Here is a 9,263-nt window from a genome sequence, read left to right as displayed (position 1 = left end):
CCGGTCAGCGACACGGCCAGGGGGATGCCGGCGCCCTCGGTCAGGACGTGGTGCTTCGAGCCCGGGCGGGCGCGGTCGACCGGGCTCGGACCGCTCTTGGGCCACGTCGGGCGGCCCGTACATGGGAGGAGTCGATCACAGCGCGGGACCAGTCCAGCTTCCCGGCTGCCTGAAGCTCGGCCAGCAGCAGCTCGTGCAGCCGCTGCCACACCCCGGCCCGGTTCCACTCCTCCAGCCGCCGCCAGCAGGTCATCCCCGACCCGAATCCCAGCTGCTGCGGCAGGAACTCCCATTGGATACCGGTGTGCAGCACGAACAAGATCCCGCACAGCACCTGCCGGTCCGGGATCCGCTTGCGTCCCGGATGCCGCGGGTTGCGCTCAGGTTCGGGCAGCAGCGGCTCGATGCGCTGCCACAGCCCGTCCGGCACGATCCACGGCGGCTGCTCACCACGCCTCACGGCCCGACATCGTAGATCAGTCTCTACAAAGGACGACAGGCCCGGAGATCATTTTGTTAGGACCTCTAAGACCGATGAGCATGGAGGGTGACGGCTCGGGATGGGGCAGCGTCAAGCCGGTCCAGGTGTCCGCGGGTCGGTGCACGAACCAGGCAGCCTCGGGGCCGGGCAGCGGCGTGCGGTGGATCTCCTTGCCGGTCGCGGCGTGGATGGCGACAAGTTCCTTGGTGCCGGCCAGACGGACCCAGAGGATGTCGTCGCTGTCCAGGTCGAAGTCGGCGCCGATGGTGGCACTGCCGCCGAGTCGATCCCAGCTGCTACGCCAGTGAACTGCGCCGTTGTGGTCAAGAACAACAATCTGGTGCTTATCGCCCGCTGCGACGAGCCGGCTAGTGGCAACGACGTTCACCTGCGGGTCGTCGAGAGGCACCGCGAATCGCGCTACGCGACGCAGGTCGTGGTCGAACAGGTTCACGGTGACGCTGGCGGACTCGGTAACCGCCCAGCCAAGGCCAGTTGCCTGCGTAACATGCCGAATGCCGGGCAGCCACACCTGGTTGATCAAGCGGGGTTGCATCGCAGCAGCATAGAGCCATTTCGACGAGGCCGTCGGGGTCGCCTGCGCGGATCGCGGCAGAAGAGTGCAACGCGACCGGAGGGCCATACTGGTGTGGTGACAGCGCGGTTCGACCAGGCATCGGCGGAAGCGGCCGAGGCGCGCGGTGACTGGGCTACGGCGATCGCCCTGGTTAGCGAATTCGCCGAGTGTTACAGCCGCGACCCTTACCGACACAACGCGCACCTGTGGCACATGGACTTGCTCGCCAAGGCCGGACTGCTGCGCGATTTGGTCGATCGGGCTGAGATCGACGTGCACGCGCGGCGCCATCTGGACCGGTTCCTGTACGAGGAAGGCCACGACGGTGTGCTACGTGAGCGTGCCCAGCGCGGTGACAAAACTGCCCTGTACCTTCTGGTGCGCCTGCTTCACGACCGAGGAGGGCCCGCGGCCGCTATGCAGGCGATCGCCGACATTGACGTGAATGACACCTACGCCATCAAGCTGGCACTTCGATCGCAGTCGAACTGGTAGGACCGCTGGAGGAGTTTGGTTGCGGCCCTCTTCGGCAGGAGATCGCACGACGCACTGACATCGGCAGATCCGGTCGTCTCCGACGCGCTGTCGGCGGCAAATGAGGACACGTTCAGGAGCAGGTCGAGGTTGATGCTATATCTACCGGCGATCATCGCTGTCGACCCGCCATCACCCGACCAGCGCTGTCACGATTGGCTGCGGGCCGGGTGCTGGGGCTATCTGCTACGGTCGCCGCCATGGCTGCCGTATGGCGGATCGCGAACTATCACCAAGCCAAGGCACCGGTGACCGAGCCGGTCACCAAGTTCGGCGGTCAGCCCGTCTGGCTTACCGGACCGCAGTGGCCGGTCAGCCAAGGCTGGGACACCCCGATGCGGTTCGTCTGCCAGATCGCATTGGAGCCCGAGCTCGCCGGTGCCGGCCCGGGGCGGCTGGCCTACGTGTTCGTCACCCATGGCGACCACGGCAGCGACGTGGAGCACTTCGACCCGGACGTTATCTTCCCCGACAGCGGCGAGAACGCCGTCATCATCCAGCCCGGCGGCGTCTTCGACGGGGCGACCAGCCCACTGACCAGCGGCCCAACCCTCTACCACGGCGACGGGTCGCCGGCGGAGTACACCGTCGAGCTGATTCGCGGCGAGGACCCCGAGCACCTGCCGTACGACGCCTACATGGCGCTGCCGCCAGACGAACGGGGCGGCTACTTCCAGGCACTGGACCAGGACAAGATCGGCGGGACGGCGCTGATGCTCAACGAGCACGACTGGCCCAAGAGCGGGCCGTGGCGGCCCCTACTGCGCCTCGATGCGAACTGGAAACCGTTCTACCTCAACCTCGGCGCCGCACCGGTGGCGTTCGCGTTCATCTCCACCGACGGCCGGCACGGGTGTTTCCTCGTCCAAGACTCGTAGTCAATCCTGCCCGTACGCCAGTCGCCAGCGGCGAGCACAACGCGCCCTGTCGGCGCGCGCCTCGCGGCAGATCAGTGCTCCGGCGGCGGGAAACAATCTGACTCTTGGTCAATTGAGCGATTTGCGCATCTGTTGTGTCTGGACGCGATAGCCGGAAGTCTCATACAGCCGGATAGCGCGGGCGTTGTCGCCGAAGACGTTTAGCTCTAGGCGACCCAGGCCACGGGAGCGCACGGCGTCCTCGGCCGCAGCTAGGAGCGCGCGTCCGTGGCCAGCTCCGCGGTACGCCTCATTGATCTCGATGTCGTAGATGAACGCGCAGTCGGGCGTACCGCGCGGGTGCGTCAAGCCCAGCCACGACACGCCAACACATGTGCCGTCGGGAAGCGCGGCCCTCAAGAACAGCATTCCGGCAGTCGCAAAGCCATCCGGCAACAGGGCGTCGTTTGCCTTGGTGGCCAACTCGATGGCCTCGTCCGCGGGCCAGTTACCGGCTGTTACCTGCTCATCCGCGAATGACCGGATGACACGGTCACGCCACTCTTCGAACTCGTTCCTCGTCATGTCCCGTACGATCAACTCAGGCACAGCGTGATGGTCCCACACCGATCGGTGGACGGCTGCCCCGTTGTCCTCGCGCGAGCAGCACATCGGCTGCATGCACTCATCTCGGCATGTTGGTGCGCCGCGGATCGGAGACCAGCACCCTTTCGCCGACACGGACGGTGACGAGCCCGCCAGCGACCGCGCGCCTTGACAGCGGCAGATCAGGGCATCGGGTCGACGAGGCCATAAACGTTCACCGTGTTGGGTGACGTGTTGACGGGAGATAACTCTGTTACGAGGGCCATGAATGCTGCGTGACCGATTCGGAGATGGTGGCGTTACTGGGAAGCCCGGGTTGGTGCGCGTCGTTGAGACTCAACCGCCGGCGCTGGGGCGCCCGAGCGTCTTCAGGTTGGGCAGCGACCGTTCCGCCATCGCCACTCCGGCAGCGCTGTACCCGACCAAGACCGGCGGGTCGACGCTCTCGTTGGCGAGATACCAGAAGAAGAACAGCTCTTCGGCGCGGACGGCTGACCGTACAGTGCCGTCGGGCAGTCGCAGTTCCGCCCGTACCGCATTCCCGGCGGCCGTCCACATCGTGTGTATTCCCTGGCCGTCCGCCGACCCGCCCATGCTGCTGAATGACTCCTTGCCCTGGTCGCCGTCAGCACACTGCCCACCGGCAAGCGTGAAACTTGTCGGGGCTGGCCGGTCGAGGTCACCGGGTGGCTCGAACATCGGAGCGATGCAGGTGGTGCCGCCCTGGCCCTTGGCTGACCAGATGGTCAGTACAGTGCCGTCGGGGCCCGGTGCCTGGGCAACTCGTCGTGCTGTCTGGACGTCCACCACGCCGCCGGTTTCGGTAGCCCAGAACGACAACGGCTTGGTGAACGACTCAGGCAGCAGTCCTCCGGCGGCGGCGACGCTCGCACTCGACACGACAAGCCCGGCGGTCAACGCGGCAGTGAGCACGACTCGTCGCCTACGCGACCGTTGAGATGCCTCCGGCGGTTCGGCGGCGGTGGCGATCAACAGACGTTCCAGCGCCGCTTTCCTCGCCGATGCGGGCCAATGGTCATCGACCGTGGTAACCGGCTTGAGTCTCTGAACGATGTTCATCGTGTCACGGTCCGTGGTCATTTGGTGCCTCCTGCGAGTGGCAGTGGACGTTGGGCGGCGTCGGCGTGGGGCGGCGCATCCGGCTCGCCATCAACGCGCAGTCGCCGCCGCGCCCTGAACAGACGCACGTGGAACGCCGGGAGTGAGCAGCCCGCCACTCGCGCCGCCTGCTCCGGGGTCAAGCCGTCCCAGGTGATCAGCAGTAGCGCCTCCCGCTCCTTGGGGGTCAGCGCCGCCAACTGGGTCAGTACGGTCGCGCGCTCCGTGGCGAGAACGTCGGCGGCGGCCGCCGGCTCCGCGACCTGCCGCAACCTTTCTAGTTCGACGGCCACCCGCGCCTGCCGACGCCCTGACCGACGCAGGTTGGAGATGGTGTTGCGGGCGACCACGAGCAACCACGGCAAGGGTTCGTCCGGGACGCTGGCGAGCTTCCGCCATGCCACCAGGAACGTCTCCGACACCACATCCTGCGCTGAATCGGAGTCAACATGTCGCAACGCGTACGCCATCACCCGTGGTCCGTGTTCGGTCCACAGCGCCACGAACCGCTGTTCATACCGCTCAGACGTGTGGTCTTCTCTCACACCACGTAGTGTCCGGCCACACTCCGAAACTTACGGCGACAACTCCAAGAGGTTGAGCCGGTACAGGTCCCTCAGGACAGTGATCATGTAGCGTTCCCGGCGGCTCTGGCGCTGCATCAATCGATAAGCTATCAACGCACTCTTCTCGGCTACTTGTTTCATTGACCTGCGACCGTGGCCCGGCCAGGCTTCGGTCGAGGCGCCCGGGCTGTCGCTCTCATTTCGGCTGCCCACGCTCGTCGTGTGGCTCTCATCTGGCCTGCGCGGCCCGGGCGTCGCCTAGGGCGGGGAGAGGCTCAAGAGCGCCTCTGTGTGTCAACCCGTGCCTGTGGCGAGTTTGAGTTGATCTTTGATGAGGTGCCGGTAGAGGACGTTGGTGAGGCGTCGTTTGAGCGCGCGGCGGGCTTCGCTGGGTGTCTTTCCTTCGCTGAGTTTGCGCTGGTAGTAGACGCGGCCAGGGCCTGCGTCGCGGGCTTGGACGAGCGCGATGGTGTGCAGGGCGGTGTTGAGTTGCCGGTTGCCGGTGGGGTTGAGTCGGTGGCGGCGGCGTTCGCCGCTGGAGGCCTCGAGGGGCGAGGTGCCGGCGTAGCTGGCGAAGTGATCGGCCGTCGGGAAGCGGGTGACGTCACCGACGTGGCCGAGGATCTTCCCGGCGATGATGTGCCCGACGCCGCGGATTTCGGTGATGGTGGAGTGCGTCTCGCTCAGGATCTGCCGGATCTGGGCCTGGTTGGTGTGCAGGCGCCGGTCCAGGTGGCGTAGGTCCGCGATCAGTTCACGAGCCAGGTCGCGGCGGCAGCTGTCAGTGGCGGTGAGCGGCCGGGTCGTGCGTAGCAGCGCGGCGGCCTTGTCCGCGGTGAGGTCCAGCGCCGCGCCACCGGGGATCAGATCACGCAGCAGCACGTGAAGCCGGTTGAGCAGCCGGACGCGTTCGCGAGCCAGGTCGTCACGGCGTTCGGAGAGCAACCGCAGCCGGGTGTGATGGTCCTCGGCGACGACGTGGCGCAGCCGCTGGTGCCGCATGGCGGCGTGAGCGACGCTGGCAGCGTCCGCGGCGTCGGTTTTGCGGGTGCCGCCGGTGTCCAGCAGTCGAGCTCGAGCGGCCAGGGTGGCTGGGACGTCGACGACGTGCTCGCCGGCGGCGGCCAGCAGTTGCGCGATACCCCGCCCCAGCCCAGCGGCGCCTTCGACAGCGAAGCGGCGTTGCGGCCAGCGGGCGGCCCAGTCGGTCAACGTCTTGTATGCGGCGGCGTTGACGGTGATCCGCCTTGTCGCCAGCAGGTGACCGGTCTCGTCGAGGGCGACAGCGGTCAAGGAGGACTTGTGCGGGTCGATGCCGATCGTGGTCACGGAGAGCCGGGTTCCTTTCGCCATAGCGAACGAGGATCACCGTGGCGGGCAGCCTGACTTGGGGAAATCGTTGAGCACGCCTCTGTTGAGCCACGCCACGGCCGGGCGCCGGCCAGCGGCGGCACGCTCTTGAAGAGCCAGCCCGAGGGCGGCAAGGGGTTTGCGAGCCAGTGCCGACCAGCGCCCTGACGCTACGGGCTGCAGACCCGCGCATCTGACTCCAGTAGACAAGTCAGGGGTTTGCTCGGCTCGAAGTAGCGTTGCCCTCCCGGCTCGACAACCCAGGTGGATCGAGCATCGGAGGACGCGTTGAGTGTCACGTCAGATCGTGTGGTCATCGGGATGGACCCGCACAAGCGCTCTGCCACGATCGAGGTCATGGCCGGCGACGAGACCGTCGTCGGCGGCGGCCGGTTCGACACCGACCGCGACGGCTACACGGCGATGAGGAAGTACGCCAGCCAATGGCCGCACCGGGTCTGGGCGATCGAGGGCTGCCAGGGCATCGGCCGGCACATCGCCAACCGGCTACTGGCCGATGGCGAGCAGGTCGTCGACGTCCCGCCGAAGCTGTCCGCCAGAGCACGGGTGTTCGCCACCGGGCAGGGCCGCAAGACCGACGCCACCGACGCCCACTCCATCGCGCTGGTCGGCACCCGCATGGCCGGGCTGCGCCCGGTGGTCAACGACGAGCAGCTGGCCCTGCTGCGGATCCTGGTCGACCGGCGCCGCTCCCTCGGCGAGGACCACACCCGGATGGTGTCCCAGCTGCACCAACTGCTCCTCGAGCTGATCCCCGGTGGGGCGAAGAAGAGTCTGTCCGCTGCCCAGGCCAAGGCACTGCTGGCCACGGTCAGACCCCGTGACGTCGTCGGCAAGGCCCGACGGCGGGTCGCCGCGGAGCTGATCAGCGACCTTGAGCGGGTCTACCGGCGCTCCAAGGAGGCAGACAAGGAACTCAAGGACCTGGTCGCCTCCACCGGCACCACGTTGATGGACCTGCACGGCATCGGACCGTCCGGCGCCGCCCGGCTGCTGGTCGAGGTCGGTGACATCACCCGGTTCCCGAGCCGGGCCCACTTCGCCTCCTGGAACGGCACCGCCCCCATCGACGCGTCCTCCGGCGAGCAGGTACGACACCGGCTCTCCTGAGCCGGGAACCGGCAGATCAACCGGGTACTGCACATCATGGCCACCGTCCAGCTGCGCAATCCCACCGAAGGACGCGCCTACTTCGACCGCAAGAAGGCCTCCGGCAAAACATCGATGGAAGCGATGCGAGCCCTGAAACGACGCCTGTCCGACATCGTCTACCGGTGCATGATCAGCGACGCGGTGGCCACGGCAGCGGGCCCGGGAGGACAACGGGGAACGACTACTGGCTCCAACGTGACCGACTCTCATCCCCCAGCCGGCTCTTCGGAGAAGTCACTTCCCGGACCCGCCGAGACCCAGGATAGAACTCTCCTCCCGGCGGTGTCTTGACACAGAGGGGAGCCAGATCAGTGCGACCTGTTCGCTCGTGCACGTCCACACGGTGTCGACCGAGGCCGGGGCCGACCTGCGGGTGCCGAACCGAGCCTCACCGCGGCCGCCCCAGCACCCGCCAGTAATCGCCGGCCGGGTCCCGGGCGGCCAACCAACGCTCGGCGTCCGCCCGCGGCGGCAGCACGTCGAGCAACAGCTCGTGCAGCCGAATCGCGCGCGGCGCCCGCTCCAGCACCCACGCGTCGACCGCCGCGACGGCACCGACCTCGGCCGGCTCACGGCGCAGCAGCGCGGTGTAATCGAGGTCGGTGGCGATCCGCAGGCCGGCGCCCTCGGCGAACACCGAGAACACGACGGTGCGCTCCCCCGCACCGACGGCGAGCGTCGCGTCGAACACCAGCACATCGTCGCCGTCCGGCACGGGCAGCAGACCGGCCGCCGGCACGAGGTAATGCACCGCGAACGTCACCCTCCCATGATCCCCCACCCCTGGAAGTGGTCAACCGTCTCCTCCCCGGCCCCGCCCCGGAAGCACGACTCCTCGGCCCACATCGGCAGGCGACCGCGTACCGCTACATCGCCGAAGGCACCGCGGTCCTGGCCGCGCAACGACCTGACCTGCACGACGCCCTGCGCCGGGCCGCCGACGACGACTGGACGTTCGTCATCCTCGACGGGTGTTCGACAGCGACCGGCTGGCCGAGACGACCACCAGCGTCAAAGGCAGCACGATCGACGCCTGGCACTCCGGAAGCACCGCGATTTCGGCGCCAACATCCAGGCGGTCATGATTCCGGACGGACTGCCGATCTGGACTTCCGACGCGATACCCAGCCATCTGCACGCTGAGCTGCGCCCGGACCCCGGCGCGACCGTCGCCCTGAACTGGTCCGTCGCGCACCTCAATGTCCCGGCGCTGGCTGACGCCGGCTACGACGGTGCACGGCCAGAATGATGTGCTGGCCCAGGGACACGTGACCACCGCGGCGGACGGTCCGGTCGACCTCGACCGCCTCGCCGGGTAGGGCCTGCGGCAGAGGTTGTTCACCACTGGCCGCCCGCCCTGCCAGAGCAGGCCGGCAAGGTCAACGACGGACAGGTATGAATACACGGACCTGATCTGGGCACCGGCGATGAGCAGGTGGATGACGTCGGTGCCCACCCACAACGCCACCGTCACGCCGGAGCGGGCCGGGCTGAGCTAAGAGGGCGTCCGATTCACGTATTTTGCGGGTGATGCCACCTTCAGATACCTCGCCAGGTTGGGGTGGTTTCGTCGGCGACGCGTTTGGTGAGGTTGTCGATCATCGCGATGCGGATCATGATGGCGGAGTTGTCGGGTAGGGCTTCGTAGTCACGGGCCAGGCGCCGGTGCAGCATGATCCAGCCGAGGCATGAGCGTACGGCTGTTGTTGGTAGCTTCGCGGACATGGAGTCGCGGATGATTCAAATTGGAGCTACCGCGTTGCATGTTGGCGTGACGGGCCACGGGCCTGACGTCGTCGTCCTGACCGGCGGCCCAGGTTGTGTGCAGTATCTGGAACGTGATGAAATCTCGCCGCTGGGCCACCGCGCCTGGTACCCCGAACCGCGCGGCGTTGGCCGCTCGGGCGGCGGCCCGCACACCATGGAAGAAGCAATTGCTGATCTTGAGGGCATCCGTGAGGCGGTCGGCGTCGGAACTGGATAGTCGTAGGCCATTCGTG

The 9,263-nt window shown here is 67.3% G+C and carries 11 protein-coding genes and 2 pseudogenes; 5 read left to right on the top strand and 8 right to left on the bottom strand.

All coding sequences use genetic code 11. The features are described from left to right. Both ACGF5G_RS28510 and ACGF5G_RS28505 read right to left on the bottom strand, forming a co-directional pair. Positions 1-433, bottom strand: a pseudogene (locus ACGF5G_RS28510) (IS5 family transposase); the annotation flags it as partial. A gap of 43 nt (positions 434-476) precedes the next feature. Further along, positions 477-1,037 carry a hypothetical protein gene (locus tag ACGF5G_RS28505; RefSeq protein ID WP_393268268.1) on the bottom strand — a complete coding sequence of 187 codons (561 nt, stop codon included), beginning with the start codon at positions 1,035-1,037 and terminating at the stop codon, positions 477-479. A 96-nt stretch (positions 1,038-1,133) separates the two neighbouring features. Between ACGF5G_RS28505 and ACGF5G_RS28500 the strand changes: the two genes are divergently transcribed. Both ACGF5G_RS28500 and ACGF5G_RS28495 read left to right on the top strand, forming a co-directional pair. Next, positions 1,134-1,553, top strand: coding sequence for a hypothetical protein (locus tag ACGF5G_RS28500; protein ID WP_393268266.1), 420 nt, complete (start codon positions 1,134-1,136; stop codon positions 1,551-1,553). A 239-nt stretch (positions 1,554-1,792) separates the two neighbouring features. Beyond that, entirely contained in the window at positions 1,793-2,470 is a 678-nt protein-coding gene (locus tag ACGF5G_RS28495; protein WP_393268263.1) for a hypothetical protein, read from the top strand. A gap of 108 nt (positions 2,471-2,578) precedes the next feature. Here ACGF5G_RS28495 and ACGF5G_RS28490 read toward each other — a convergent pair whose 3' ends face one another. From ACGF5G_RS28490 to ACGF5G_RS28475, 4 genes are all read right to left on the bottom strand, one after another. Further along, positions 2,579-3,058, bottom strand: a complete 480-nt coding sequence (locus tag ACGF5G_RS28490; protein WP_393268260.1) for a GNAT family N-acetyltransferase — start codon at positions 3,056-3,058, stop codon at positions 2,579-2,581. 333 nt (positions 3,059-3,391) lie between these two features. Further along, positions 3,392-4,156 (bottom strand): hypothetical protein, encoded by a 765-nt coding sequence (locus tag ACGF5G_RS28485; protein ID WP_393268257.1) that lies wholly within the window; start codon positions 4,154-4,156, stop codon positions 3,392-3,394. Beyond that, positions 4,153-4,719, bottom strand: coding sequence for an RNA polymerase sigma factor (locus ACGF5G_RS28480; protein ID WP_393268254.1), 567 nt, complete (start codon positions 4,717-4,719; stop codon positions 4,153-4,155). Before ACGF5G_RS28480 ends, ACGF5G_RS28485 begins: the two co-directional genes overlap by 4 nt. Before the next feature lie 315 nt (positions 4,720-5,034). Then, the gene (locus ACGF5G_RS28475; RefSeq protein ID WP_393268251.1) at positions 5,035-6,069 is read right to left on the bottom strand and encodes an IS110 family transposase; all 1,035 of its coding nucleotides are present in this window, start codon (positions 6,067-6,069) and stop codon (positions 5,035-5,037) included. A 378-nt stretch (positions 6,070-6,447) separates the two neighbouring features. Here ACGF5G_RS28475 and ACGF5G_RS28470 point away from each other — a divergent pair, with 378 nt between their 5' ends. Then, positions 6,448-7,221 (top strand): transposase, encoded by a 774-nt coding sequence (locus ACGF5G_RS28470; RefSeq protein WP_393268249.1) that lies wholly within the window; start codon positions 6,448-6,450, stop codon positions 7,219-7,221. A 430-nt stretch (positions 7,222-7,651) separates the two neighbouring features. Here the strand turns inward: ACGF5G_RS28470 and ACGF5G_RS28465 are convergent, their stop codons facing one another. Beyond that, on the bottom strand, positions 7,652-8,026 hold the full coding sequence (locus ACGF5G_RS28465) for a hypothetical protein (RefSeq protein ID WP_393268248.1): 375 nt from the start codon (positions 8,024-8,026) through the stop codon (positions 7,652-7,654). A 318-nt stretch (positions 8,027-8,344) separates the two neighbouring features. Between ACGF5G_RS28465 and ACGF5G_RS28460 the strand changes: the two genes are divergently transcribed. Then, positions 8,345-8,512: a hypothetical protein gene (locus ACGF5G_RS28460; protein WP_393268245.1), complete on the top strand. Its 168-nt coding sequence runs from the start codon at positions 8,345-8,347 to the stop codon at positions 8,510-8,512. A 290-nt stretch (positions 8,513-8,802) separates the two neighbouring features. On the opposite strand, the pseudogene ACGF5G_RS28455 reads toward ACGF5G_RS28460, so the two are convergent. Further along, positions 8,803-8,961 (bottom strand): annotated as a pseudogene (locus ACGF5G_RS28455) (IS5/IS1182 family transposase); the annotation flags it as partial. A gap of 25 nt (positions 8,962-8,986) precedes the next feature. Here ACGF5G_RS28455 and ACGF5G_RS28450 point away from each other — a divergent pair. After that, a complete protein-coding gene (locus ACGF5G_RS28450) occupies positions 8,987-9,247 on the top strand; it encodes an alpha/beta fold hydrolase (RefSeq protein WP_393268243.1) in 261 nt (86 codons plus the stop codon). Positions 9,248-9,263 lie beyond the last annotated feature (16 nt).

The sequence above is a fragment of the Micromonospora sp. NPDC047730 genome, assembly GCF_043204765.1.
Taxonomy (GTDB): Bacteria; Actinomycetota; Actinomycetes; order Mycobacteriales; family Micromonosporaceae; genus Micromonospora.
Note: the sequence above shows the minus strand (reverse complement) of the source record. Positions and strands in the feature narration are given on the sequence as shown.

Excerpts from the sequence above, each read along its gene's own strand:
- ACGF5G_RS28485 (WP_393268257.1), bottom strand. The coding sequence starts at position 4,156 with ATGACCACGGACCGTGACACGATGAACATCGTTCAGAGACTCAAGCCG.
- ACGF5G_RS28450 (WP_393268243.1), top strand. The coding sequence starts at position 8,987 with ATGGAGTCGCGGATGATTCAAATTGGAGCTACCGCGTTGCATGTTGGC.
- ACGF5G_RS28505 (WP_393268268.1), bottom strand. The coding sequence starts at position 1,037 with ATGCAACCCCGCTTGATCAACCAGGTGTGGCTGCCCGGCATTCGGCAT.
- ACGF5G_RS28460 (WP_393268245.1), top strand. The coding sequence starts at position 8,345 with ATGATTCCGGACGGACTGCCGATCTGGACTTCCGACGCGATACCCAGC.
- ACGF5G_RS28495 (WP_393268263.1), top strand. The coding sequence starts at position 1,793 with ATGGCTGCCGTATGGCGGATCGCGAACTATCACCAAGCCAAGGCACCG.
- ACGF5G_RS28470 (WP_393268249.1), top strand. The coding sequence starts at position 6,448 with ATGGCCGGCGACGAGACCGTCGTCGGCGGCGGCCGGTTCGACACCGAC.